Below are 26,441 nucleotides of genomic sequence, written 5' to 3' on the forward strand. Positions count from 1 at the left end.
AGAGCAATGAATGCAAAGTTAATCATGGCTGTGGTAGCAACTTCTGTTTTGGCAACAGGTTGTGCAACAACGGGTAGTGCAGTGAGTTATGGTGATGCTCAAGCTGTAGAAACTTTAACGAAAGATTTTGGATCGACAGATCTACAAATGATTGCTGCAAAGATGGTGGATGATATGCTGACCTTCCCACCTGTGGTGCAAATGACGCAAACTCGTCGTCCAGTCATTGTGCTTGATCGTATTCATAACAAGACACAAGAACATATCGATACAGAATCTATTACAGATACGATTCAGAACAAATTAATTAATTCAGGGAAGTTTCGTTTTGTAGATATGAAATCTGTCAATGCGATGGCGCAGCAACTTGCCTATCAAAAGCAAAGCGGCATGGTCAATCAAGCGACTGCAGTGCGTACTGGTGGACATATCGGTGCTGAATATATGCTCAATGGCAATCTATCTAGTATTGTAAAAAATGCAGGTGGTAAGAGCGATGTGTATTACAAGTTCACATTTAAATTGCAGAACTTACAAACTGGCATTGTAGAGTGGACAGGCGAAAAAGAAATCCGTAAGGCAGCAAAGCGCTCAACTTTTGGTCTTTAATTTAATCTGAAAGCAACTGCGCTGTGATAAGCGCAGTTGCTGTTGAAGAATAGAACATGAAAAAAATATTATTTGCAGGCTTATTATCTGGATTACTGTGCAGTCCTGCTTTTGCTGCGATTAAAGAAGTGATTAAAGAGGCAACGGGTAGTGGTCCAACACAACACCAAGCTATTTCTGAAGCATTATTGATTGCAGTTCAATCGGTGAATGGTGCTTCGGTATCGTCACAAATGAATTATGAAGAAACAGTTTCTTTATCTGTAAATAATCAGGGCTGGACATATACGGGTAAAGTTTCACCTGTATTTAGTGTAGCCAATCAAGGTTCGGGTTCTGTCACCAAGTTTCAGGTCTTGAGTGTTTCTGGTGCTAAAAATAATTATCGCGCTAAAGTTCGCGCACATGTGGTGAAGTTTGAATCTACTGTACAAGATCAACACATGCGCCGTATTGCAGTCTTGCCATTTCAAATGGCAGAAAAAAATAACCGCTTAGCCAGCGGTGCTTCTGCTTCTGAGTTTAGTCAAGAATTATCAGATACTTTAGGTACTTATTTGGCACAGTCAGGGCAGTTAAGTGTTGTTGATCGTCATTACATAGATGAAATGCAATTTGAAAATGACTTCCTGTATTGGGATGGTGCACCGCATGAGTTAGCGCGTATTGGTCAAAAAGTAGGTGCTGATTATTTACTCGTGGGGCGTATTAACGATTTGTCAGTTGCTAGCGGTCAACAAATGTATGGGTTAAATGCTGGTGCAGAGCAGGTGCGTTTAACGTGGCGAGTGATTGAAGCGAATACCAGTAAGGTAGTTGCGGCAGGGACTTTTAATCGTACCTTATCGAACTTGATGACACAGAATCTTTTAAATAATAGTTTAAATGATAGTACTGCAGATAAGATTGCCCAAAGTTTAAATCCTGAAATTTTACAGGGTCTTAAACTACAACCTGTGCAATCTTCTAGCAGTCAATTTTATGATACCTCTCCAGGTTATGAAATGACACCTGGTTCAAGTGACCAACCTGTGAAATGGTAAATAATGATTAAGCTTGTTTTAGACCTAAATAAATCCCCCTGAAAATCAGGGGATTTATTTTTTAAGCCTGTTGAAACTTCAATTGGCGTAATTGTTTGGCGTGTTGCAAGGTAGTGTCATTAATTTCAACACCGCCTGTCATGCGTGCCAATTCTAAAATACGCGCATCTTCTTCTAATTCAACAATGGTACTGCTGGCAGGATCGGTCTGACGCTTTTTCACCAAAAGGTGCTGATCAGACTGTGCAGCTACTTGTGCTTGGTGGGTAATACATAAAATTTGAACGTGTTGCGCCAAACCTGCGAGCAAACGCCCCACAATTTCAGCAGTACCACCACTAATCCCGACATCAATTTCATCAAAAACCAAAACTTCAGCTTCGGTTTTTTCGGCATTCATGACTTGCATGACCAAGGCAATCCGCGATAATTCGCCACCAGAAGCCACACGTGCTAATGGCTGAGCAGGAATACCTTTGTTGGCAGTAAACAGTAGTTGAATAAAACTTAACCCCTCCGCAGAAACCTGCTCTAAAGGTTCAAACTTAAATTCAAAATGTGCCTCAGGCAGTGCCAACTGTTTGACTTGCTCGGTCAGTTGTTTGGCAAGTGGTGCGGCTGCTTCACGACGGATGTCATCTAAATGTTGTGCTTTGGCTAAAAAGTCCTGATGTGCCACTTCGACTTGTTCTGCCAAAGTTTCAGGGTCTTCAAGTTCATGTAAAGCAGTGAGCTCAGTTTGCCAAGTATCAAATTCTTGTTTTAATAATTCAGGTTGTGTGCGGTATTTACGCGCTAAACGATGAAAGACTTCTAATTTTTGATTCAGTTCTTCCATGCGTTCAGGGTCAAAGCTTTGACGATCAATAAACTGACGTAAATTGGCTGTCGCATCATCTAATTCACTTTGCGCATTTAACAATGAGTTATAAATTTCTGATAATTGTTCACTTCGTCCCGCATGCGATTCCAAGCGGCGAATAATCGAAGCAATTTCCTGAGTGATGTTTTGCTCGGCTTCGTCTAAGGCATTTAAGCTATAACTGCAGTCCTGCATGATATGTTCATGATGGCTTAGGCGATCAAACTCTTGTTCAATCTCCTTATAATCGATTTGTACCAGTTCTTCGAGTTCTTCGAGCTGTAAGTTCAGGGTTTCGATGCGTTGCTTGCGGGTTGCCTGTGCATCCAGCGCTGCCTGATGCTGTCGGATATTTTTTTGCCATGTACTGTAAGCATCACGTACTGCTTGGGCAGGGGCATAAAAATTATAATAACGATCAAGCCAGTGTTTTGGATAAGGCGGTTCGAGCAATTGTTGCTGACTGTGCTGACTGTATAACTGTACCAGTAAGCGTCCAATTTCTTTCAGCTCTGCCAAACTGCTTGGACGACCATTAATCCATGCTTTGCTGCGCCCTGTGGCAAAAATTACCCGACGTAAATGAATTTCACCAGACTCATCATCTAATTCATGTTCTTTTAGCCATTGTGCTTCAGGGCTATTGTCCTGATAACTGAAACTCGCGGTCACATCGGCTTTATCTGAGCCAAAACGTACATAATTGGTATCGGTACGTTCACCTAAACAGGCAGAGAGCGCATCTAAAAGTAAGGATTTACCTGCACCTGTTTCCCCTGTCAGAACGTTAAAACCTGTTTCAATATCCAGTGCTAAGTGGTCGGCAAGGGCAAAGTTAATCAGTGTTAAATGAGTCAGCATAAACGCATCCAAGCTGCGAAAAGTGTCAGTGAAAGAGAGTCAAGTTTTGGAAATGCCATAACAAGGCTGTTATTTTCTTCTATTTAATTCTAGCTTAAATTGCAGCGCAAACAACAAAAAATGTACCCGATAAGCATCATATATAAAACACATGATCATTTGATCATTTCATTGGATGGTCATTAAATTGCAGTATATTCACTTGGGGAGTTTTCGGTGCTGCTTGATATGGTGGAACTTAAACGATATAGATACTATTCGTGATCTGTTTCACGTTCAGATTTAGCACTTTAGTGGGGAAGAATCTAGAGCAGAGTACTTTGCATGCCTCTGGCATTGGCTTAGACTGTGCTGTCAGCGTGTTGCATGCTGCGTATTGAAACATTGTTCAATTTACGCAAAGCCCACTGTAAACACAGATTGATTAGTTCTGAGGACAGAATTAAACTACATCAGTCAAAAATATAAAAACGCGTTACCTGGAGAATACGCATGTCAGCTCAGTTTGATCATGTATCAGTTGTGAAAAAGTCGAATGTCTATTTTGGTGGGCAATGCATCAGTCACACGGTGCAATTTGAAGACGGTACCAAAAAAACCTTAGGGGTAATTTTACCGACTGAACAAGCCTTGACTTTCGAAACGCATGTACCTGAACGTATGGAAATTATTTCAGGTGAATGTCGTGTCAAAATTGCCGATAGCGAAGAAAGTGAATTATTCCGCGCGGGTCAATCGTTCTATGTGCCTGGCAATAGCCGTTTCAGCATCGAAACCGATGAAGTGCTCGATTACGTGTGCCACTTAGAAGGCTAATCAGCCGATAATAGGGTATTGAATTAAGATTTCATTTTTCTCCTGCTTGAGCACCCAATCAAGCGGAATTGAATCAAGAAATTTTCACCCGAATCGGTTAAACTAGATCTTATTGAAATCCTGTAAAGTCAGCTTTGCAGGATTTTTCGTTTTCGCTGGTTTATTGGTGCATTAATTAGAGGTCGTTCATGGCAAAACCTGAATATTATTATGGCGTTCACTCGGTGGAGTCATTATTGGAGCTTGAGCCAGAGCGCGTCTTAACTCTTTTTACCTTAAAAGGGCGTGATGATCAGCGTTTACAAAAGATTTTAGAACTTGCCGAACCATTTGGCATTAGTGTGCAAAAAGCCAGCCGTGACAGCTTGGAAAAACTGGCAGGTTTGCCTTTTCACCAAGGAGTGGTGGCTGCAGTACGCCCACATCCAACTCTGAATGAAAAAGACTTGGATGCCTTGTTGCAGGCTGATAGCAAGCCTTTACTTTTGGCGCTCGACCAAGTCACCGACCCGCATAACTTGGGTGCGTGTATCCGTACTGCCGCTGCGATGGGGGTTACTGCCGTGATTGTGCCGCGTGATCGTTCAGCAAGTTTGACCCCAACTGCACGCAAAGTAGCTGCAGGTGGTGCAGAAAAAGTCAAATTTATCCAAGTGACCAATTTGGCACGTACTTTGGCGCATTTGAAACAAGAGTTTAATGTGCGCGTGGTGGGTACGATGCTGGATGAAAAAGCTTTGCCAATTCAGCAATTTGACTTTACAGGCACAGCAGTATGCGTGGTGATGGGCGCAGAAGATACAGGTTTACGCCCAATTACCCAGTCACAATGTGATCAAACCGTATTTATTCCAATGGCAGGAAATCTGCAAAGTCTGAATGTCAGTGTTGCAACAGGTATGGCCTTGTATGAAGCTTGTCGTCAGCGTCAGGCTTAATTGCTGATTTTGTATTTGCTATTTTATTGATGCTTTCAACACCGTGATTCGTCTATCTCCCCAAAAGCAAGGTTATGCTTTGGTGCTTGTTACCATGTGCATTTGGGGTGGTTTTACCCTAACTGCTCGGCTGAATGCACAATGGCAGATCAGTGCTTGGGATATTACCGCCTTACGCTTTGCTTTGGCTTTTTGTATTTTAATGCCGATTCTTATCTGGAAAAAAGATACGGCATTTTTATGGAAAAAAGAGCCTTTTATTTTGGCAATGATTGGTGGAGTGGGCTATTGCCTGACTGCGTATAGTGCTTTTCATTATGTACCTGCTGCGCATGCTGCCATTTTTTTGAATGGCTGTATTCCTGTTTGTACCGCCATTGCTGCTTGGATGTTATTTCGAGTGCCTTTTGACCGCCATACATGGATCAGTATTGTAATTATGCTGACCGCCATTGCGGGTATGAGTGCGCTGATGTATCAAGAAACAGGTGTTGCCTTTGGACTTGGGGATGGACTGTTTTTTATCAGCGCTATTTGGTGGGGTGTGTTTACGGTTTTATTAAGACAATGGAAGCTTTCCGCTTGGCATGCTATGGCGGGTGTCGCAATTTGGTCGGCAATCGTCTATGTCCCGATTTACGTACTGTTTTTCCCGAAACAACTCAGCACACCTGAACCGATTCATTTATTGCTGCAAACTATTTTTCATGGAGTGTTTGTGGTGATCATCGCAACACTTAGCTATGTCGAGGCAATTAAGCGTTTGGGAGCATTCAAAACTGGCAGTATTGTGACCTTGGCGCCGTTTATCGCTGCGATTCTTGCTGTCCCTTTATTGGGTGAACCTTTGAGTTTAGCAATTTTATGTGGCTTGGTGGGTATGGGGATTGGTGCTTTGCAACCTTGGCGTTGGTGGGCCCGACCTGACAGCTTAAAAGCTCAACTTGAACAGCAAAAACAACAGTCAGATTAATTTGCTTACTGCATCGCTCGCTTTAAATACTGCTGATGCAATACTTCAAGTTTGCTATACAAATGATCTAAATGCCCATCATTTAGCACAATGTCATCGGCTAGGCGTTGTTTTTCAGCACGTGGCATTTGTGCTTGAATAATTTTATGAATTTGCTCAACCGTTTGACCATCACGTTGTGAAGCACGGTGAATTTGTAGGGCTTCAGTAGCATCAATCAATAATGTATGTCGGGTCAATTGATGTTGATTGGTTTCAAACAAGAGTGGTGAAACCAAAACCACATAGGGACTGTCGGCAGTATCTAATTGTTGAATAATCGATTCACGAATTGCAGGGTGGGTGATTTTTTCAAGTGCTTGTCGTGCACTTGGTTCTTTGAAAATGTGTTCACGTAATGCGCGACGATCTAGTTCGCCATTTTCAAGTAAAACCCAATCGCCAAAGTGTTGTTGAATTTGCTTTAAGGTAGGCTGTCCTTTTTCAACCACTTCACGTGCAACAACATCCGCATCGACCACAACAATGCCTTGGGTCTCGAACCACGCACTGGCTGCAGACTTGCCACTGCCAATTCCTCCTGTTAGACCCAAAACAAAACGCATGTGCTGTCCTTATTGTCCCAAATATACTTTCATGATTTGCTCGCCCCATAAAAAGGCAATCCAGCCCGCAATGGCGATATACGGACCAAATGCAAAGGGTTGGTTTTCTTTACGCACTTTTAACAGAATAATGCCAATAATAGCCCCAACTAAGGACGATAGTAGCACAATCAGGGGTAACATCATCGGCCCCATCCATGCACCTAAAGCGGCAAGGAGCTTGAAGTCACCATAGCCCATGCCTTCTTTGCCTGTGACGATTTTAAACAGGTAATACACCACCCATAGACATAGGAAGCCAATTACATAACCCCAAATTGCCGATGTCGGTGAGGTATAGATGGCATAGCTGTTGACTGCCAAACCCAGTGCAGCCAAAGGCAGGGTGTAACGGTCTGGCAAGAGTTGTGTATCAAAATCAATGAAGGTGAGTGCAATCAAGGTATAAGTGAGCAGCAAACCAAACAGCATTTGTACAGTTGGGCCAAATACCGCAAGCACAATCAGGGCGCAAACAGCGGTTAATACTTCAATCATTGGATAACGTACGCTGATCAGGTTTTGGCAGTTGCTACATTTACCGCGTAATACCAACCAACTCAGCACAGGAATATTTTGATACCAACGAATTGGGTTGTGACATTTGGGGCAGGTCGATGCAGGTTTGCTCAGGGTGATTTTACTTTCATCAATAATGGCTTGTTCAGGATGTAATAACATTTGGCAGTCATTACGCCACTCCTGTTCCATCATTTTTGGGGTGCGGTAAATCACCACATTCAAAAAACTGCCAATACATAAACTAAAAAGTCCAACTGCGATATAGAGCGCAGTTGGATTTTGGATAAAGTACGCGATTAATTCTTGCATTAAACCACAGAACCCATTTGGAAGATTGGAAGGTACATGGCGACAACTAAACCACCCACTAAAATACCCAAGACAGACATAATCAACGGCTCCATCATTGAGGTTAAGCCATCTACTGCGTTGTCGACTTCGTTTTCATAGTGGGTTGCGACTTTATCTAGCATGGCATCTAGCGCACCTGATTCTTCACCAATGGCTACCATTTGCACTGCCATAGACGGGAATTTATTGGTGACACGCATGGCGAATTGTAGCTGTTGACCTGTCGCAACATCATCACGAATTTTCATCACGGCTTCTTCATAGACCACATTATTGGTTGCCCCAGCGGTAGATTCCAAGGCATCAATTAAGGGTACACCAGCAGCAAAAGTAGTGGCTAAAGTACGGCTATAACGTGCAATAATCGCTTTATAGACCAAGTCACCAAAAATAGGCGCTTTCAGTGCCGCTTTGTCTAAGAAGTCACGGAATTTTTTACTGCGTTTTTTAGTTTCCAAGAAACCTGCAATGATGACCCCAATCACAATAATCAGAATAAACCAGTATTTCTGCATCCATTGTGACATGTTCACCACCATTTTAGTGAAGGCAGGCAAGTCCGCACCAAAAGAGCTAAACAACTCTTCAAACACAGGTACGACTTTCACCATCAAAATAATGGTCACAATCACGGCCACCACAATGACCGTTGCAGGGTATTTCATGGCTTTTTTAATTTTTTGTTTGAGTAACTCACTCTTTTCTTTATAGATCGCGACACGATCTAGCATGGTTTCTAGGGCACCCGATTGTTCACCAGATTCGACCAAAGAACAAAATAGGTTGTCAAAATATTGAGGATATTTACGCAATGCGCCAGCAAAGGTATTCCCGCCTTCCACTTCACCTTTAATGCCTAAAACCACTTCACGCATGGCGGGGTTTTCAAGACCTTCGGCAACAATCTCAAAGCTTTGTACCAAAGGCACACCTGCTTTCATCATAGTGGCAAGCTGACGCGTGAAAATAGTGATGTCTAAGGTCGACACCCGTTTTTTCATTAAGCCTTCAAGAATATTCTTTTTCTTTTGGCGAATCGTCTTGATGGTAATCCCTTGTTTACGCAATGTAACCTTTGCCAAGGCCATATTACGCGCTGGAATTTCCCCTTTTAACTTAGCCCCTTTGCGGTCAATCCCTTCATAAACGAAGGTGGGCATCATCTGTGCTTTTTTGACAGCCATGCGTATTTATCCTTATTTTAAATTTTACAACTATTCACTGGTCACACGATTGACTTCTTGCAATGAAGTCACCCCCTGCATGACCTTAAGTAACCCCGAACGACGCAGATTGTTAAACCCCGATTTTGCTGACGCATCAGCAATTTGGATGGCATTACCATCCTCCATAATAATTCTAGAAATTTCTGGTGTGACTTTCATCACTTCATAAACACCAACACGTCCTTTATAACCTTCACGGCATTCAGAACAGCCTACAGGTTGATAGACCTGAAATTCTGGATTGCTCAAATCGGCTTCAGTAAAGCCCATTTCCAATAAGCTTTGTTTTGGAATATCGGAAGGAGCTTTGCAATGCGGGCATAGGCGTCGTGCCAAACGCTGTGCAATGACGAGGTTTACCGAAGTTGCGATGTTAAAGGAAGGAACGCCCATATTGCGTAAACGCGTTAAAGTTTCTGGCGCACTGTTGGTGTGGAGGGTAGATAAAACCATGTGACCTGTTTGGGCTGCTTTAATTGCAATTTCTGCAGTTTCAAGGTCACGAATCTCACCCACCATGACAATATCAGGGTCTTGACGTAAGAAAGATTTCAGAGCGGCAGCGAAGGTTAAGCCCACTTTATTGTTGACGTTAACCTGGTTGATGCCTTCTAAGTTAATTTCCACAGGGTCTTCGGCAGTGGAAATGTTGGTATCTTCTCTGTTTAAGATATTTAAGCCTGTATATAGCGATACCGTTTTACCCGAACCCGTTGGACCTGTAATCAGTAACATGCCTTGCGGTTTTTCTAAGGCTTCCATGAACAATTCTTTTTGTTCTGGTTCATAGCCCAAAGCGTCAATCCCAAGCATCGCGCTAGATGGGTCAAGAATACGCAGTACGATTTTTTCACCGAACAATGTTGGCAACGAGTTCACACGGAAGTCGATGGATTTATTTTTAGATAGTTTTAATTTAATACGACCATCTTGCGGGACACGCTTTTCAGAAATGTCCATTTGGGACATCACTTTTAAACGTGATGCCAAGCGGTTAGCTAACTGTAAGGGTGGGGTGGCAATTTGACGTAATACACCATCGACACGGTAACGCACTCGATAGGTTTTTTCATACGGTTCAAAGTGTAAGTCCGAAGCACCCATGCGAATTGCATCAATCAGTAATTTGTTGATGTATTTAACAATTGGGGATTCATCACCCTGCGGTTCATCTTCTGCAGCTTGTTCTGGTTCGCTGTTACCATCTTCAAAGTTGAGATCGAAGTCATCATCTTCAAATTCAAAAGCAGACTCACTCGCAAAGTTTTGTTCAATCAGTTTTACCAATTTATCGTGTTCGACCACAATGGCTTCAATATTCATTTTACTGTTGAAACGAATGGCATCCATTGCTTCGATATTGGTCGGGTTACTGGTTGCAACATAAAGCAGATGATTGCGTTTAAAAATAGGCAATATGCAATATTTGCTGAACAGTTTTTCATCAATGCCTTCACGCACGATGAGCGCAGAGTCATACACGCTTAAATCAAAAATAGGTTCGCCAAACTCATTAGAAATTTTTTCAGCAATGATTAAAGGCGCGATATTTAGGTTTTGAATGAGATAGGGAACAATATCAACATTATCTTTTTGTGCGGCTTTAATGGCAGTTTGCATATTTTCAGCAGAAACGAGCCCATCTTCGACCAAACGTCGAATAAAACCTGTAAATCTAGGTGTAGCTTGTTGTACTGACATTCCCCAACGTCCTCAAAATCAAGATTGTTTATAATTGGTATCTTAAAATTATACTTTTGTTGCACAAAAATACCATATCTGAAAGTGCTGTCACCACCTAAGTATCGCCTAAAAGCATGAACCAGTTACATTAATCTGCTAAAAAAATTGTAAGTCCTGCCATGAAAAGATACTTCATGCAGCAGTTTGATGCAAAGCTTGTACAAAAAACTCAGCAGAAATGTGATTTGCGTGTAGAATGTGCGCGATTAAATGAATTGTTTTTGCAGGTTATTCTATATGTCGGCTACGACGATTAAGCCTTGGGTGGTTGGCAATTGGAAGATGAATCCGATACATGCCGATGCTCAGCAACTTATTTCTGAATTTAAAACATTATTACAAGACAGCCCTGTAGAGGCTGAAAAGTGTCATTTGGGGATTGCACCTGTCACTTTGGCTTTAACTCAAATTCAAGCTGCATTGAGCGAAGCAGTACGTCCTGTCTATACCGTTGCACAAGACCTTTCCCGTATTGCGGGTTTGGGTGCATATACAGGCGAAGTCAGTGCAGAATTGCTAAAAGACAGTCAAATTGATTATGTATTGGTTGGGCATTCAGAACGTCGTGAACTTTTTGCAGACACACCAAGCATTTTGAATGAAAAAGTTAAAAATGCCTTGCAGGCAGGTTTGACAGTTATTTATTGTGTGGGTGAAAGTCTGCAACAACGTGAAAGCGGTCAGGCAGAGCAAGTTGTTTTGCAACAAATTTGTGATATTGCTGCTGTGGTTGACGCTGAGCAATGGCAACAGATAGTGATTGCGTATGAACCTATTTGGGCAATTGGTACAGGCAAGACCGCATCACCTGAAGATGCGCAAAGCATGCATGCAAAAATCCGTGAAGGTTTAAGCCAAATCACCGCTTATGCGGTGACTCTACCGATTTTATATGGTGGTAGTGTAAAACCAGAAAATGCCGTAGAGTTAGCAGCCTGCCCAGACATTAATGGTGCTTTGGTCGGTGGTGCATCCTTAAATGCGGCATCGTTCCATCAAATTGCGCAAGCCTTTGCAAATACACAATAATGAGGAGTTCAGCATGCAAACATTTGTGCTGGTAGTACATATTATCTTAGCCATTTTAATGATTGGACTAATTTTGGTTCAGCATGGTAAAGGTGCAGATGCAGGCGCTTCTTTTGGTGGCGGTGGTGCGGCAACCGTATTTGGTGCGTCAGGCTCAGGTAACTTTTTAACCCGTTTAACGGCAATTTTAACAGCATTGTTTTTTGCAACCAGTTTAACTTTAGCGGTGTTTGCCAAGAAACAAACCACAGGTGCATATAGTTTGCAGACTGTACAAACGACTGCACCTGCACAGCCAGTATCGCCTGAAACTTCACCAACTGCGCCTAAAAGCGCTGAATAATTTTATTTAGCACTTTCTTTTTTCGCATGATGCGACTAGAATGCGTCACAGCTGCGGTGGTGGTGGAATTGGTAGACACGCTACCTTGAGGTGGTAGTGCTTTCGGGCGTGGGGGTTCAAGTCCCCCCTTCCGCACCAACTTATAATCCAGAAAACATAAGTTGGTGTTAAGCAGCAAATCTGTTGATGCGGGATGGAGCAGTCTGGTAGCTCGTCGGGCTCATAACCCGAAGGTCGTTGGTTCAAATCCAGCTCCCGCTACCAATCAATCCTAAGCTTATCGTGAATTAAGCGTAGGCAACTTAAATTATTTTAGGTTGAGATAAGTATTTACATGTTGTTGCGGGATGGAGCAGTCTGGTAGCTCGTCGGGCTCATAACCCGAAGGTCGTTGGTTCAAATCCAGCTCCCGCTACCAATATTTTAAAAGTGTGATTATGCTCTAATATGAGTTTTACGCTTTATACTGACTAAGGTGCAACTTAAGTCAGGCAAAAATGCTAAGTTTGATTGAAAACTTATTCATATTTGTATATAATTTTTGCACGTTGATGCGGGATGGAGCAGTCTGGTAGCTCGTCGGGCTCATAACCCGAAGGTCGTTGGTTCAAATCCAGCTCCCGCTACCAAGTTTCTAATGGTGTGGTACGTTAGTTTTAGTTGATTGAATTCAGCATAATAAACTAGCAAAGATGGTTGGATTTAGTCTAATCCCCGCAACCAAGTTTCTAAAGAGGCTCACAACTAGGTGGGCCTTTTTGCACAGTGGATATTGGTTTTACTGTGCAAGAATAGGGGCGATTACGCCCTTTTTTATTGGCTATCGTGTAGTGTCGATACAAGCCGTGCGCGGCCTAAAGTCAAAGTGTCATGTTTCACTACTACTATAGTTTGTATGAATGTGTAGTGGTCAAATAAGACCATTGAACCGCAGCAGAATGACGAGAGTAAATGAAGCTATCAAATAAAACTCAAGCACTTCAGGACTTAATTGCGCCAGCAGTGCAAGCATGTGATGTGGATCTTTGGGGAATCGAGTTTATTCCACAAGGTAAGCGTTCTTTGTTACGTATTTATATCGACAAAGCTGTCGATGAAAATGCAGAACCTGTCTTAAATGAAGATGGCGAATTAGAGCAAGGTCGTGGTATTGGTGTGCAAGATTGTGTACGTGTAACCCAGCAAGTTGGTGCAATGCTTGATGTGCATGATCCAATTTCAGGTGAATATGCACTTGAAGTATCCTCTCCGGGTTGGGATCGTCCATTTTTCCAATTAGAGCAATTGCCTGCATATATTGGGCAAACCATTGCGTTACGTTTAATCAGTGCTGTAGAAAACCGTCGTAAATTTCAAGCGAAATTGGTTGCTGTAGATCTGGAAAATGAAACCATTCAGGTCGAAGTGGAAAAACAGCAGGTATTGGAGATTGACAGTCACAATATTGATAAAGCAAACCTGATTTACCAAGATTAATCAAATTAATAAGAATCTGAACGAATAGGTGACTTATGGCACGTGAAATTCTTACCGTCGTTGAAACGGTTAGTAACGAAAAAGGTGTAAGTCGTGAGGCAATTTTTGAGGCGCTTGAACAGGCTCTTGTTGCTGCGACGAAAAAGAAATTCTACGAAGGCACAAACTCAGAAGAAGCACGCTTACGTGTGGAAATTGATCGTAAAACAGGTGACTACAGAACTTTCCGTCAGTGGGAAGTGGTGGCAGATGAAGATCATGAAATGCCTGCATGCCAAGATGCAATTTCTGATGTAGATCCTGCAAAGTGGTCAATTGGTGATATTCGCGAACTTGAAGTTGAGTCAATTGACTTCGGTCGTATTGCTGCGCAAATTGCCAAGCAAGTGATTGTGCAAAAAATTCGTGAAGCAGAACGCGCGTTGGTTGCAGATGCTTATGAAGCTAAAGTAGGCGAGCTGATTTACGGTGAAGTGAAAAAGCAAACCAAAGATGGCTTTATTATTGATTTAGGCGACAATGCAGAAGCATATTTGGCGCGTGAAGAAATGATTGCCAAAGAAATTTTGCGTCCTAAGCAGCGTGTGAATGCAATTTTGTACAGTGTGAACCGTGAAGGTCGTGGTGCTCAATTGTTGTTGTCACGTGCTAAGCCTGAAATGCTGATTGCGTTGATGAAAAAAGAAATTCCAGAAATTTCTGAAGAAATCATCGAAATTAAAGCCGCAGCGCGTCAGCCAGGTGTACGTGCAAAAATTGCAGTAAAAACCAACGATCATCGTATTGACCCTGTAGGTGCATGTATTGGTATGCGTGGTACACGTATCCAAGCGGTACAGCAAGAGTTAAATGGTGAGCGTATTGATGTTGTGGTGTGGTCTGATGATCCTGCACAATATATCGCCAGTGCTTTAGAGCCAGCCGATGTATCCGGTATTGTGATTGATGAAGAAGAGCGTACTGCTGACATTATTTTCGCCACTAGCGATCAGTTAGCGCGTGCCATTGGTTCACAAGGTCAAAACGTACGTTTAGCCTCTGAACTCACAGGTTACAAGCTGAACATGATGCTTGAAGAAGAGTATCACGCACGTCAGCAAAATGAAGCGCAACAATACTTAGACTTGTTTGTTTCACGTCTAGACATTGCTGAAGATTTGGCGATGGCATTGGTAGAAATGGGCTTCACTTCATTAGAAGAAATTGCGTATGTTCCTGCGGAAACATTTGACGAAATTGATTTAGATGAAGAAATTGTTGAAATGTTACAAGGTCGTGCCAAAGAAGTGGCATTGGCAGACGCATTGCAACAGCAAGAAAATATCCAAGATCCGAGTGCAGAACTTCTAGCAATGGAAGGCATGACACAAGAGATCGCTTATGCGCTTGCCGCTCGTGGTGTCATCACAGTTGATGATTTAGCTGACCAAGCGACTGACGATATCGAAGATATTGAAGGTCTAGGTACAGATAAAGCGGGTCAATTGATTATGAAAGCGCGCGAATCATGGTTTAACTAGGAGGTAATATATGACGGACAAGTCGATTAAAGAGTTAGCGCTCAGTGTAGGTCGTCCAGTTGAGAAACTCCTGGAACAGGTTCGTGACGCAGGTTTACCACAGCGTAAGGCTGACGATATTATTTCCACTGAACAACAAAGTACCCTAGTGAACCATTTAAAAAAGGTTCACGGTCAAGAGGGTAATGCAGGACAAATCACGTTGAAACGTAAAACCACCAGTACCGCTAAAGTGGCAAGTACTTCGGGCAAAGCGAAAACGATTAATGTAGAAGTTCGTAAGAAGCATACATTTGTAAAGCCTGATCCTGAACAGATTAAAGCGGAAGCACTGGCAAAAGCACAGGCGGAAGCAGCTGAAAAAGCGCAAGCAGAACAGCAAGCACGTGACGTGGCAGAAAAGAGCAAAGCGAAAGCAGACGCGCCTCAAGCAGGTGCTGCAAAAGCGAAACAAGCTTTAGATGCAATGCGTGCAGCAGCGAAGCAAGAAACAGCCAAGCAAGAAGTTGCGAAAGCTGCGGTTGTGGTGAAACGTAAGTCAACCAACAAGCCAATTGTGAAGCAAGCAGTGAAGGTCACTGAAACGCCTGAGCAAAAGAAAGCACGTGAAGCGCAAGCAGCTCAGTTGAAAGCGACTGAAGAAGCAGCACGTCGTAAAGCTGCTGAAGAAGCGCAGCAACGTACGCTTGAGCAAATGCGTCAGATGGCATCTAAATACTCAAATGAAGATGCAACCGCTACCATTCGTGTGGTAGATGATTCTCCATTGGCGGCTGGTCTTGTGGGTCAGGCTTATGAAGATTCATTTGCCAAAGAAGACCGTGAAATCAAGCGTGGTACCAGCACCACCAATACACGTTCACCGAAAAAAGGTGGTCGTCGTGGTCAGGAAGAACAGTCTTTCAGCCAAAACTCACATAAACGCGGTTTGAAAACGAGCCAAGCCAACAAGCACGGCTTTGAAAAACCAGTTAAAAAACAAGTTTATGATGTTGAAATTGGTGCAACGATTGTGGTTGCAGACTTGGCTGCAAAAATGGCAGTTAAAGTACGTGAAGTGATTAAATCACTCATGAAAATGGGTGAGTTAGTTACGCAAAACCAAGCGATTGAGCAAGAAGTTGCGGCACTTGTAGTTGAAGAAATGGGCCACAACCCAGTTCTAGTATCTGATACGCAAGCTGAAGATAACTTACTTGAAGCTGCTGAAGAGGCACGTGGTGTTCAAACGACACGTCCACCAGTGGTGACCATCATGGGTCACGTTGACCATGGTAAGACATCATTACTTGACCGTATTCGTCGTGCCAAAGTGGCTGCAGGCGAAGCAGGTGGTATTACCCAGCACATTGGTGCATACCACGTACAAACCGACAAAGGCATTATCACCTTCTTAGATACACCGGGACACGCAGCGTTTACTGCAATGCGTTCACGTGGTGCGAAAGCAACAGATATCGTGGTATTGGTAGTTGCGGCAGATGATGGTGTAATGCCACAAACTGCAGAAGCCATTGACCATGCGCGTGCAGCGGGTACGCCAATCATTGTTGCCATTAACAAAATGGACAAAGAATCGGCTGATCCAGACCGCGTATTGAATGAATTGACCACCAAAGAAATCGTACCTGAACAATGGGGCGGTGACGTACCTGTTGCAATGGTTTCAGCGCATTCAGGTCAAGGTATTGATGAACTTCTTGATTTAATTTCAATTCAAGCAGAAATGATGGAATTGAAAGCATCTGAAGAAGGTGCAGCGCAAGGTGTGGTGATTGAAGCGCGTGTAGATAAAGGTCGCGGTGCAGTGACTTCAATTCTGGTACAAAACGGTACTTTGAATGTAGGTGACTTGGTTCTTGCAGGTTCATCTTATGGTCGCGTACGTGCCATGACCGATGAAAACGGTAAGCGTATTAAATCTGCAGGTCCTTCAATTCCAGTTGAAATTTTAGGTTTACCTGAAGCGCCAATGGCAGGTGACGAAGTTCTTGTTGTAAATGACGAGAAGAAAGCACGTGAAGTTGCCGATGCGCGTATGGATCGTGAGCGTCAAAAACGTCTTGAGCGTCAAAGCGCAATGCGTCTTGAAAACATCATGGCATCAATGGGCAAAAAAGACGTTCCATTTGTCAATGTGGTATTGAAGACCGATGTACGAGGTACTTTGGAAGCCTTGATTGTTGCATTGGGCGAGTTGTCTACCGATGAAGTACGTGTACGTGTGATTGGTTCAGGCGTAGGTGCGATCACTGAGTCTGACGTTACGCTTGCAGAATCTTCAGAAGCTGTATTACTGGGCTTTAACGTACGTGCTGACAATACTGCGCGTCAAAAAGCCGATGCCGATGGTATTGACATTCGTTACTACAGCATCATCTATCAATTAATTGATGATGTGAAAGATGCGATGAGCGGTAAGCTTGCACCTGAACACCGTGAAACTATTTTGGGTGTTGCAGAAGTGCGTGAAGTGTTCCACTCAAGTAAGTTCGGTGCAGCTGCAGGTTGTATGGTACTTGAAGGCGTACTTCACCGTAACAAACCAATTCGCGTATTACGTGATGATGTGGTGGTATTCCAAGGTGAGCTTGAGTCACTTCGTCGTTATAAAGACGTGGTGGAAGAAGTTCGCGCAGGTATGGAATGTGGTCTTGCAGTAAAAGGCTATAAAGACATCAAACCACTTGATAAGATTGAAGTGTACGATGTTCAATTGATTAAACGGAGTCTTTAATGGCGGGTAGTCAACGTCTGAAGCGTATGGCGGATACAGTACAGCGTGAGCTGTCAGAATTGATTCGCCAAGAGCTGAAAGATCCACGCTTAGGTGGTCTTGTGACCATCTCTGCAGTGAAGGTGAGCCCAGACTTAGGATATGCGGAAGTGTACGTGACCGTCATGGGACGTGAATTAGGCGATGAGCAAAGCGAAACGGCAAATAAAGAAACCTTGGATGTGTTGAATAAAGCATCAGGCTTCTTGCGCCATGAGTTAAGCCGTCGTATTAAGACACGTATTACCCCGCGTTTGCGTTTTCACTACGATAAAACCAATGCCTATGGTAACTATATGTTTGGTTTGATTGCAGAAGCGGTAAAAGATTTACCTCCTGCAGCACCTAAGCAAGATGAAGAATAAATCAGTGATGATAAAAAATGCCACCTTCGGGTGGCATTTTTTTGTCTATCATGTTTGAGCTTTTGCAATGTAAGCAAGGTTATATCGGATACGATGCTTTTTTTAATGCCTGACTAATATTCTAGACCAAATCATCATGGGACTTTTTTTCATAACGACGTAAATTACGACGTTGGCGTTGCCACGGTAATGGACGGTCTAAGGTTTCAGGCACATTGCCACTCATCGAACGTAAACGTAAATGCAGTGCTGCCTGTGCCATTAAATTGGCAGAAACAGGCGCGGTAATAAACGCAAATAGGGTGATTAATACTTCTGCAAAGCCAAATCGTCCTTCAAATGCCGCATAAATAATGGCTGCAATTAAGAAACTGCCTAGTCCTAAAGTGCTGGATTTTGTAGGGGCATGCAGTCGCATAAATAAGTCGGGTAGGCGAACCATGCCAATGCCGCCCACCAACATGAAAAATGCGCCAATAATTAAAAAGAATGACACTAAAATTTCCATGAGTAATTGCATGTTCATTCTCCTTAATCAATCACATGACCACTGGTGAAGTAACGCGCCAGTGCTGCAGTAGACACAAAGCCTAGCATCGCCACCAATAACGCACCTTCAAATAATGAGGTACTGGTCCAATAGATACCCAGAACCACCACCAAACAGGTCGCATTTAAAAACAAGGTATCCAAGGCCAACAGGCGGTCTACAATTGAAGGGCCAATAATCAGGCGATATAGGCACATAAACATGGACAGCGTAATCGCAACCATGCAGATTCCAAGTGCATAAGGCAGAATCATCATTGCTTTTCTCCTGACTGTGCACCAAAAATTTCAATCAGCGGTTTTTCATAACGATTTTTGATGTCTTGAATATCTACACTTTCATCTGCAGTGTTTAAGGCATGCACCAAAATATCGCCACGGTCTTGGTCAATACCTGCTGTAACCGTGCCTGGTGTGGTGGTAATGATCATCGCCAAAATACTGTTGACCTGTTCGTGTTGTGTTTCGAGAGGGACACGGAACCATTTTGGCTGCATACGGTCTGTTGGGCCAAGTACCAGTTTTGCGACACGAATATTACAAATCATAATATCCCAGACCACCACGAAGAATAAGCGAATGGCTGCAGTCCAGTTGATGTCTGGTGTACGCGCAATAAAGGGCTGGATCAGTTTGGGAATCAAGAGCGCCAAGACCAGTGCCATCAACAGATTCCCTGCAGAAACACTATGCGCCAACATCAGCCAACTCAGTGCCACCAAGACAGATACAAACGGGTGTGGCAGCAGGTTATCCCAAAACGAAGTTTTTGGTCTCGTTTTTTGCATGTTTAGGGCTCCGCAGGTTTGAGTTGAGTATCGCTAGGTTGCTGTGCTTCCTCACGATTTTGCTGTTGAATCTGACGTTGTTTATAGTCAGAAATATGCTCGCCTTCCAAGGTGTTTGGATCAATCACATAGGGAATTAAATGTGCATTGGTGTCAATTGCTTCGCCACCGTACTTGGTTTCAGGTAAGTACAATGGATCATAAGGTTGTACGCTAATCACATTTGCAGCACGGTCTTTTTTCAGAATCAGTGCTTCATAGGCCGCATTATGTTGAATCTGCTGTGCAGTCTTCAGCATATATTGTTGAATTGGATTGGCAAATACCACGTACAGCACTAAACCCGTTAGGAGAAAATAAATGACACGGTCATTACGGGGCGGTGCAATCGCAGGTAGTGCCTGATATTCATAATAGGCTTCAGTTTGCGCATCATCTTCAGGTTTGGTCGCGCGCCAAAATAAAATAAAGCCGACACGGGTGAATGCAATAATACTCAGCAAGCTGACCAAGAGAATAATGCCAATAATCCAGCCTTGATGTGCCATATTGGCGGTGGCTTGCAAAATAAAGACCTTGCCCAAAAAGCCACTAAACGGTGGCAAACCTGCCATCATTAAGGCAATCATGAAGTATGTGATTGCCAGTACTTTGTGTTGCTTCATTTGCGGGGCAATATTGAAGTGATCTTTAAATGCGCCACGTTGTGAGGTAATCCAGCCACACAGCAAATAGAAAGCCGCTGCAATTAAGGTACTGTGTACTAAGTAATACAGTGCGGCTGACCATGCCTGTGTGTTCAGCATCGAAATGGCGATCAGGATCGTACCAATCGAAGACAGCACCATAAAACCGACAAAACGACGTAAGCGCTCTGCACCAATTGCGCCAATGACCCCATACAGTGAGGTAATTAGACCAATCGGCAGCAACCAGTCTTGTAGGATTTTATGGCTCAGTGCATCATCAAATACGGTTCCATTGACCCGCAAAATGGCATACACACCCACTTTGGTCATGATGGTGAATAAGGCTGCCACAGGGGTTGTCGCCACGGCATAGGTTTTAGGTAGCCAGAAACCGACAGGAAGCATGGCGGCTTTAATACCAAACACCACAAATAACAGTAAGCCACCTGCCACCGCAATTTTATGTGCATCAGCATCGAGTAGCGGAATCAGACGCGCCACATCGGTCATATTTAAACTGCCGACACTGCCGTAAATCATCCCTAAACCAATTAGGAACAGGGCAGAGGCCAACAGGTTGATGGTGACGTAATGAATCCCGAGTTGAAAACGTGCTTTGCCCTGACCGTGCAATAACAACACATACGAGGCCAGCAACAAGATTTCAAAGAATACGAACAGGTTAAATAAGTCGCCTGTGAGGAATGCACCGCAAAGTCCCATGAGTAGGAAATGCACCATGGTATGAAAATAGCGACCACGTTCATCCCATTTTTTGCTGGAAAACCACAGTAATGGCAAGGCAAGTGAATAAGTCAGTACCAACATGAGGGCAGACAGTTGATCTAGCACTAAAATAATGCCAAACGGGGCGGCCCATTCGCTCAAATTATAAATAATAATTTGCCCACTGCTGACCTGAATTAAATAGCTGATCGCCGTGATTAAACCGAGCGTGGCAGAAAGATAACTAATGCCACGACGCCATGGCTGACGCCAGTCATGCGAGAGTGAACCAAAGCCCGGATTGCCTAATAGCACCAAAATAAATGCGGTAAAGGTGGGAATCAGGATGCTAAAAATAGGTGAATGCTGTAGCCAAAATTGGAGGAAATCAGTCATTATGGCTCATCCTCACGTGGGTCAAGCAGTGGATGTTCTTCTTTGGCATCGACGTGGTCTGTCCCTGTTTCATAACGGCTACGCAGCGCCAATTGCACAATAAATGCAGTGGTGGCAAAGCCAATCACAATTGCGGTTAACACCAAGGCTTGTGGTAATGGGTCGGTGACTTTTGAAGCTTCAGTCAAAATTGCAGGTGCATTGAGCTGAATACGCCCCATGCTGAATAAGAAAATATTGACGGCATAACCAATCATCGCCAAACCTAAAACCACAGGAAAGGTACGGGCACGTAAAATTAAATAAATCCCTGTCGCGACTAACATTCCAATGGCAGACGCAATTAAAAACTCAATACTAATCATTGCATTACTCCTTTGGAAGTGGGCCAGACATGCCTGAGTGACGTGAGTCGCCCAAGACAGAAATCATCAACATTACTGCGCCAACCACTGTGACATACACGCCTACATCAAATAAGGCAGCCGAAGCGAGGTGCATTTCACCAATAATCGGAGGATTGACATAAATATGTGCACTGGTGAGGAATGGACGTCCCCAGAACCATGCGGCAAGTCCTGTCAGACCTGCAATACTTAAACCCACACCAATCCAAATTTCGTATAAACGTCCAGATTTAGCTTTGAGCATTTGTTCGGTGTGGTCTTGACCAAGCGCAATGTATTGGATGATCAACGCCATTGCGGTAATTAAGCCCGCAATAAAGCCACCGCCTGGTAAGTTATGACCGCGCAAGAAAATATACAGGCTGACCACAAGGGCGATAGGTAAAATCCATGAGGCGGTAATCCGCAGCATCAACGGTGAAGGATTAAAGCGATAGGTTAAACCTTGGGTCATGATAGTGCCGTGCGCACGCATACCATCCATTAAACACAGCGTACCAATCGCAGCAATGCCCAAGACGGTAATTTCACCAAAGGTATCGAAACCACGGAAGTCCACCAAAATGACGTTGACCACGTTGGTTCCGCCACCGAGTGGAATGGATTGCTGATTAAAGAACCATGAAATTGAATTGTGGTCGCGAGTCATAACCAGCCACGCAATCCAGCCGATACCAATGCCGCCACCAATCGCAATGAAGGCATCTTGCCAACGACGTGAACGGCTAGATTCATACGGGGTCAATTGTGGGAGCAGCGATAGACTCATCAGCAATAAAACAGTGGTGACGACATCAACCGTGATTTGAGTTTGTGCCAAGTCGGGAGCAGACAGTCCGACAAACATCATGGTGACGACCAAGCCAACTGCACCGCTGATTAAGACAGCTTTGATGCGCTCATGGTGGAACCACAGCATCATCCAGCAGGCAGAGAACAGCAATAACCATAAAACAATGGCAATCATAGGCGCATGTTTGAGTTCACGTGTGCCAGTTGTTAATCCCTGATTGAATAATGGTAGCGCGACCATGAATACCGTAAAAGCAATGATCCACACCAAATAGCTTTGCAGTGAACCATTTTCGGTTTTACGTTTGATTTTGCGTGAAACTTGTAGCAAATGTTTTAAGAATAATTCAAACAGCAGTTTGCCTTGGAATTGACCTAAATGTGGGTCGAGGTCAATTTCACGGATTTTTCCACCTTTGGCGAGCGAGAAATAGAAAATGATCCCGCCAAGCAGTGCAATAACACTCATCAGCAGGGGAAGATTAAAGCCATGCCAAATTGCCAGATGTGTGCCTTCAAACTGCGACAGTTGGGTACTGGCACGAGTCGTGCTATTGACAATATGCTCGACCAATAAGGCAGGCATCAAGCCGACTAAAATACATAAAACAGCCAATAAAGTTGCGGGTGCACGCATGCCAAACGGAGGTTCGTGAGCTTCTTTGTTTGGGACATCTTTACCAATTGGACCATCAAAGAAAACGCCGTGTACCAAACGTATTGAATAGGCCACTGCAAAAATACCCGCCAGTGTCGCAACAATTGCAGAAACCAACAGTACAGGGCCAGATAAGTTTGCTACCAGTTCAGTGAAGAACATTTCTTTGGACAAAAAGCCGTTGGTCAACGGTACGCCAGCCATAGAGGCCGCGGTAATCATAGTGAGGGTGGCGGTAAAGGGTAATAGTTGCCATAAGCCACTAAGTTTACGTAAATCACGTGTGCCTGATTCGTGGTCGATAATTCCTGCAATCATAAACAGGGCCGCTTTAAAGGTGGCGTGGTTGATGATGTGGAAAATTGCAGCAGCTACTGCTAACGGTGAACCAATGCCGAGTAAGCACATGATCAGACCTAAATGACTGATGGTGGAATACGCCAATAAGCCTTTTAAATCTTCTTTGAAAATGGCAAAGAATGCTGCCATACACAGGGTAAATAGACCAATAAAGGTGACTAGGTTGTGATATAACGCTGCGCCTGCAAAAATTGGCAATAAGCGCGCCAGCAAGAAAATCCCTGCTTTGACCATCGTTGCCGAATGTAGATAGGCAGAAACAGGCGTGGGTGCAGCCATGGCATTGGGTAGCCAGAAGTGAAACGGAAATTGCGCACTTTTGGTAAATGCACCCAATAAAATCAGCAATAAAGTTGGTACAAATAAATGATGACTTTGAATTTGTTCAGTCATCATTAAGATTTGGTCAATTTGATAGGTGCCTGTGATTTGCGCCAATAACACAAAACCACCGAGCATGGCGAGTCCGCCCATGCCTGTAATGGTCAGTGCCATACGTGAGCCGCGTTGTGCTGCCTCGTAATTGCTCCAATAACCCACCAATAAGAAAGAGGAAATACTGGTCAGTTCCCAAAAAGTCAGCAACAAAATCAGGTTATTGGAGAGCGAAATTCCCAACATGGCAGCCATAAACAGCATGAGGAGAACATAGAGTTTACTGAGCGAGTTTTGTGGACTTAAATAATAATAGGCATAAATAAAAATGAGTGTGCCGATCCCCGTGATCAGCAAGGAGAATAATAAACCAAGCGCATCTAGACGAAAGCTTAAATCAATCCCCAACTGTGGCAGCCAAGACCATGTTTGAATGATCGTTTCGCCATTAAAGACTGCTTTTGCTTGAGTCAGGAGCAGAATAAGACTGCTCAGACTGACGCCAATCGCCCCTAAAGCCGTTACCCCGCGTGAAAATTGTTTCAGCCACGAGACAAGGGTTGTGCCCAGTACTAACGGTAACAATATAATAATCGGTAGCACACTCATATCCATTGTCGTGAATAGGTTGAAAACCTAAAGGATGAATCTTATCTTCCAAGGATTACAGGACAGCAACACACCATCCAAAAGATTCAATCTTGAAAGCCAATCAGTCGTGTCAGTAAACACGTAGTCTATTGTTTTGATGAGCGTATTGTCGCAACTTAAACTCAAAACAAGATCATGCAAAAATAATTTTACATGGCTAGGCGGCTCAAGCAGCAAAAAATATGCTGATCTTTCGCTGACGATGCAGCGAATAAGGTTGTGCTTGGTTTGGTTAAAGCTGTGTTAAAAATATTTAGATGCGTCAATCTACAACCTAGTTGAACTATGGATGAAGTTGATCTGCATCTGCTGCATTTTTACAGCATTCACCGTGTTTGAAAGGTCAATAGACACTATTCAAGGTATAAAAAAAGTTGTATTGCGCAACTTTAAAAACTACAGCAAAATCGGATTTTACTATAAAAGTTCAAAATTAATCTGATTTTATTACATGAATAAAACAACATCAATTTTTTTGCATACAGCAAAGTCATTATATACCGTCTGTTATATGCGGGATAAAGTATTTCCTTGCTTTTTGCCCAAGTATGCCTTGAAAGACTTCGGCAATTAAGATTCAGGCAATTGATCAGGTGTTGGCTCACTATCCAATTGCTGTAAGCGTTGCAGCAATTCCTGTTTTTGTTCGGCAGTTAAATGGTTTTGAATCTGCTGCAAAATTTCAGCCGTGCCTAATTGTGTTGGGTTTTGTTCTTGTAGGCTGACGTCTTCTGTCGTGTGAGTGGTTTCTAGCACATCAGCATAAATTTCTGCAAACTGCGGTTGTAAACTTTGCCATGCGATGGGATGCAGCTGTTGATGTTCCAGTTTTAAACATTGAAAGCGTTCCGCTTGTTCCAAAAGTTCGCTGCGGTTGCCTGTGGCAATAATTTGTAAGCGCGGAAAAGCTTGATGTAAACGGGTCAGTATTTGTGCGGCCTGTTGTTGATCGAGCTGATGATCAATCTGGTCAATCAACAAAATACCATCTCCCTCGCGACACGGATACAAACTGTTTGGGTTTAGCAAACAGAGGCGACGTACAATATCGCCTACCAGAGCAATCCAGTTGCGCTGACTGTTCGACAATTGCTGATACAGCATATCTTTGCCCTGACAGCGCACCATGAGTTGTAATTTAGGCAGATGTTGTAGATATAGGTCTTCAATTTCAGGCAGCACGATTTGTAAGGCATCTTTCAGTGCTTGTAAACTCGGTGCATGCATTTGGGTATAGGCATGCAATAAGGACTGATTCAGGGTTTGTGCGAGTTCGCTTTGTTGTTGCTGATATAGCTTGTGTAAAAGCTGCGCACTTTGGGCATTTTCAATATCGGAAATTTCCCGCAACCATTCAAAAAAACGAGTAAATGTCGTGAATGGAATCGCAGCAATTTCGTAGGCATGTCCAGGTTGTAAAATCAGCGGATTATTTTTATTGAGTAAATTAACTTCATTCACTAAGCGTTCTGCAGGGTAGTAGGCAATCAGCGGTAGACCTTGCATCGGGTCATGTTTAATGGCGTGTTGATAGAGCTGCACCATTTTTTCAAGCTTGGCGGTTTCTGCTTTGCTTACTCCTACGCCGCTACTATTCAGGGTTTTATATAATTGCCAGTCACAATGTTGGGTGCTTTCAATTTGCGTGTTGCTTGATTCTGCCAAACTGCCTATTTCTGCTGGAATTTCCACACAAACATCAATTTTAGCTTGCAAGCGGTTGAACAAAATATCTTGATCTTGCATCACCAAACCCGCAGTGCGTAAGTCTTTATAGCGAGCGGCAAACCAAGTCAGTGCTTGATAACTAAATCGTAACAGCGAGGTTTTACCCGCGCTTTGGTCTGCCAAAATAAGCGTAATGGGCAGGTCGTGATAATTGAGTTCGAGTTTTAGGTCTGCAAAATGGGTGATGTGTCTGAAATGAACCGATGTAATTTTCATAGCGCACCT

23 protein-coding genes and 4 tRNA genes are annotated in these 26,441 nt (G+C 43.4%); 15 read left to right on the forward strand and 12 right to left on the reverse strand.

Annotated elements, in window-relative coordinates; genetic code table 11:
* Positions 1–6: 6 nt before the first annotated feature.
* Together lpoB and F947_RS11555 are read left to right on the forward strand one after the other, a co-directional pair.
* On the forward strand, positions 7–609 hold the full coding sequence (gene lpoB, locus F947_RS11550; protein WP_004975849.1) for a penicillin-binding protein activator LpoB: 603 nt from the start codon (positions 7–9) through the stop codon (positions 607–609).
* 56 nt (positions 610–665) lie between these two features.
* The gene (locus F947_RS11555; RefSeq protein ID WP_004975851.1) at positions 666–1,652 is read left to right on the forward strand and encodes a CsgG/HfaB family protein; all 987 of its coding nucleotides are present in this window, start codon (positions 666–668) and stop codon (positions 1,650–1,652) included.
* A gap of 61 nt (positions 1,653–1,713) precedes the next feature.
* On the opposite strand, the gene recN is transcribed toward F947_RS11555, so the two are convergent.
* Entirely contained in the window at positions 1,714–3,375 is a 1,662-nt protein-coding gene (gene recN, locus F947_RS11560) for a DNA repair protein RecN (RefSeq protein WP_004975853.1), read from the reverse strand.
* Between the two features lie 492 nt (positions 3,376–3,867).
* Here recN and ppnP point away from each other — a divergent pair, with 492 nt between their 5' ends.
* The 3 genes from ppnP (at position 3,868) to F947_RS11575 (ending at position 6,102) form a co-directional block, all read left to right on the forward strand.
* Positions 3,868–4,191, forward strand: a complete 324-nt coding sequence (ppnP, locus tag F947_RS11565; protein WP_004975854.1) for a pyrimidine/purine nucleoside phosphorylase — start codon at positions 3,868–3,870, stop codon at positions 4,189–4,191.
* A 188-nt stretch (positions 4,192–4,379) separates the two neighbouring features.
* Entirely contained in the window at positions 4,380–5,129 is a 750-nt protein-coding gene (gene rlmB, locus F947_RS11570) for a 23S rRNA (guanosine(2251)-2'-O)-methyltransferase RlmB (protein WP_004975856.1), read from the forward strand.
* 43 nt (positions 5,130–5,172) lie between these two features.
* Positions 5,173–6,102 (forward strand): DMT family transporter, encoded by a 930-nt coding sequence (locus F947_RS11575; RefSeq protein WP_004975858.1) that lies wholly within the window; start codon positions 5,173–5,175, stop codon positions 6,100–6,102.
* 5 nt (positions 6,103–6,107) lie between these two features.
* On the opposite strand, the gene coaE is transcribed toward F947_RS11575, so the two are convergent.
* From coaE to pilB, 4 genes are read right to left on the reverse strand one after another with little or no spacing between them, the layout of a single operon-like run.
* Complete coding sequence (gene coaE, locus F947_RS11580; protein ID WP_004975860.1) at positions 6,108–6,707, reverse strand: dephospho-CoA kinase; 600 nt, start codon at positions 6,705–6,707, stop codon at positions 6,108–6,110.
* Positions 6,708–6,716: 9 nt separating this feature from the next.
* On the reverse strand, positions 6,717–7,577 hold the full coding sequence (locus F947_RS14930; protein ID WP_004975862.1) for a prepilin peptidase: 861 nt from the start codon (positions 7,575–7,577) through the stop codon (positions 6,717–6,719).
* Positions 7,577–8,803: a type II secretion system F family protein gene (locus F947_RS11590; protein WP_004975864.1), complete on the reverse strand. Its 1,227-nt coding sequence runs from the start codon at positions 8,801–8,803 to the stop codon at positions 7,577–7,579. Before F947_RS11590 ends, F947_RS14930 begins: the two co-directional genes overlap by 1 nt.
* Before the next feature lie 30 nt (positions 8,804–8,833).
* Positions 8,834–10,546, reverse strand: coding sequence for a type IV-A pilus assembly ATPase PilB (gene pilB / locus F947_RS11595; RefSeq protein WP_004975865.1), 1,713 nt, complete (start codon positions 10,544–10,546; stop codon positions 8,834–8,836).
* A 279-nt stretch (positions 10,547–10,825) separates the two neighbouring features.
* Between pilB and tpiA the strand changes: the two genes are divergently transcribed.
* The 10 genes from tpiA to F947_RS11645 all read left to right on the forward strand — a co-directional run bounded on the left by tpiA (position 10,826) and on the right by F947_RS11645 (position 18,097).
* Positions 10,826–11,617: a triose-phosphate isomerase gene (gene tpiA, locus F947_RS11600; RefSeq protein ID WP_004975867.1), complete on the forward strand. Its 792-nt coding sequence runs from the start codon at positions 10,826–10,828 to the stop codon at positions 11,615–11,617.
* A gap of 13 nt (positions 11,618–11,630) precedes the next feature.
* Positions 11,631–11,960, forward strand: coding sequence for a preprotein translocase subunit SecG (gene secG / locus F947_RS11605; protein ID WP_004975868.1), 330 nt, complete (start codon positions 11,631–11,633; stop codon positions 11,958–11,960).
* Positions 11,961–12,013: 53 nt separating this feature from the next.
* Positions 12,014–12,098: transfer RNA gene (locus F947_RS11610), tRNA-Leu, on the forward strand.
* A 49-nt stretch (positions 12,099–12,147) separates the two neighbouring features.
* A tRNA-Met gene (locus F947_RS11615) sits at positions 12,148–12,224 on the forward strand.
* 77 nt (positions 12,225–12,301) lie between these two features.
* Positions 12,302–12,378: transfer RNA gene (locus F947_RS11620), tRNA-Met, on the forward strand.
* 134 nt (positions 12,379–12,512) lie between these two features.
* Positions 12,513–12,589 (forward strand) — tRNA-Met (locus F947_RS11625).
* A gap of 322 nt (positions 12,590–12,911) precedes the next feature.
* Entirely contained in the window at positions 12,912–13,436 is a 525-nt protein-coding gene (rimP, locus tag F947_RS11630) for a ribosome maturation factor RimP (protein ID WP_004975871.1), read from the forward strand.
* A gap of 35 nt (positions 13,437–13,471) precedes the next feature.
* Entirely contained in the window at positions 13,472–14,956 is a 1,485-nt protein-coding gene (nusA, locus tag F947_RS11635) for a transcription termination factor NusA (protein WP_004975873.1), read from the forward strand.
* 10 nt (positions 14,957–14,966) lie between these two features.
* Positions 14,967–17,693 (forward strand): translation initiation factor IF-2, encoded by a 2,727-nt coding sequence (infB, locus tag F947_RS11640; protein WP_004975874.1) that lies wholly within the window; start codon positions 14,967–14,969, stop codon positions 17,691–17,693.
* The gene (locus F947_RS11645) at positions 17,693–18,097 is read left to right on the forward strand and encodes a ribosome-binding factor A (RefSeq protein ID WP_004975876.1); all 405 of its coding nucleotides are present in this window, start codon (positions 17,693–17,695) and stop codon (positions 18,095–18,097) included. The genes infB and F947_RS11645 overlap by 1 nt, the downstream gene beginning before the upstream one ends.
* Before the next feature lie 121 nt (positions 18,098–18,218).
* Here F947_RS11645 and F947_RS11650 read toward each other — a convergent pair whose 3' ends face one another.
* The 7 genes from F947_RS11650 to F947_RS11680 form a co-directional block, all read right to left on the reverse strand.
* Entirely contained in the window at positions 18,219–18,617 is a 399-nt protein-coding gene (locus F947_RS11650) for a Na+/H+ antiporter subunit G (RefSeq protein WP_004975877.1), read from the reverse strand.
* A gap of 11 nt (positions 18,618–18,628) precedes the next feature.
* Complete coding sequence (locus F947_RS11655) at positions 18,629–18,904, reverse strand: monovalent cation/H+ antiporter subunit F (protein ID WP_004975880.1); 276 nt, start codon at positions 18,902–18,904, stop codon at positions 18,629–18,631.
* Positions 18,901–19,434 carry a Na+/H+ antiporter subunit E gene (locus F947_RS11660; RefSeq protein ID WP_004975882.1) on the reverse strand — a complete coding sequence of 178 codons (534 nt, stop codon included), beginning with the start codon at positions 19,432–19,434 and terminating at the stop codon, positions 18,901–18,903. The genes F947_RS11655 and F947_RS11660 overlap by 4 nt, the downstream gene beginning before the upstream one ends.
* Positions 19,435–19,436: 2 nt before the next feature.
* Positions 19,437–21,245, reverse strand: a complete 1,809-nt coding sequence (locus tag F947_RS11665; RefSeq protein ID WP_004975885.1) for a monovalent cation/H+ antiporter subunit D — start codon at positions 21,243–21,245, stop codon at positions 19,437–19,439.
* Positions 21,245–21,610 carry a Na+/H+ antiporter subunit C gene (locus F947_RS11670; RefSeq protein ID WP_004975886.1) on the reverse strand — a complete coding sequence of 122 codons (366 nt, stop codon included), beginning with the start codon at positions 21,608–21,610 and terminating at the stop codon, positions 21,245–21,247. Before F947_RS11670 ends, F947_RS11665 begins: the two co-directional genes overlap by 1 nt.
* Before the next feature lie 4 nt (positions 21,611–21,614).
* The gene (locus tag F947_RS11675) at positions 21,615–24,452 is read right to left on the reverse strand and encodes a monovalent cation/H+ antiporter subunit A (protein WP_004975888.1); all 2,838 of its coding nucleotides are present in this window, start codon (positions 24,450–24,452) and stop codon (positions 21,615–21,617) included.
* Between the two features lie 606 nt (positions 24,453–25,058).
* Complete coding sequence (locus F947_RS11680; protein WP_004975890.1) at positions 25,059–26,432, reverse strand: AAA family ATPase; 1,374 nt, start codon at positions 26,430–26,432, stop codon at positions 25,059–25,061.
* Between the last annotated feature and the right edge of the window lie 9 nt (positions 26,433–26,441).

Source organism: Acinetobacter towneri DSM 14962 = CIP 107472 (assembly GCF_000368785.1).
GTDB lineage: Bacteria > Pseudomonadota > Gammaproteobacteria > Pseudomonadales > Moraxellaceae > Acinetobacter > Acinetobacter towneri.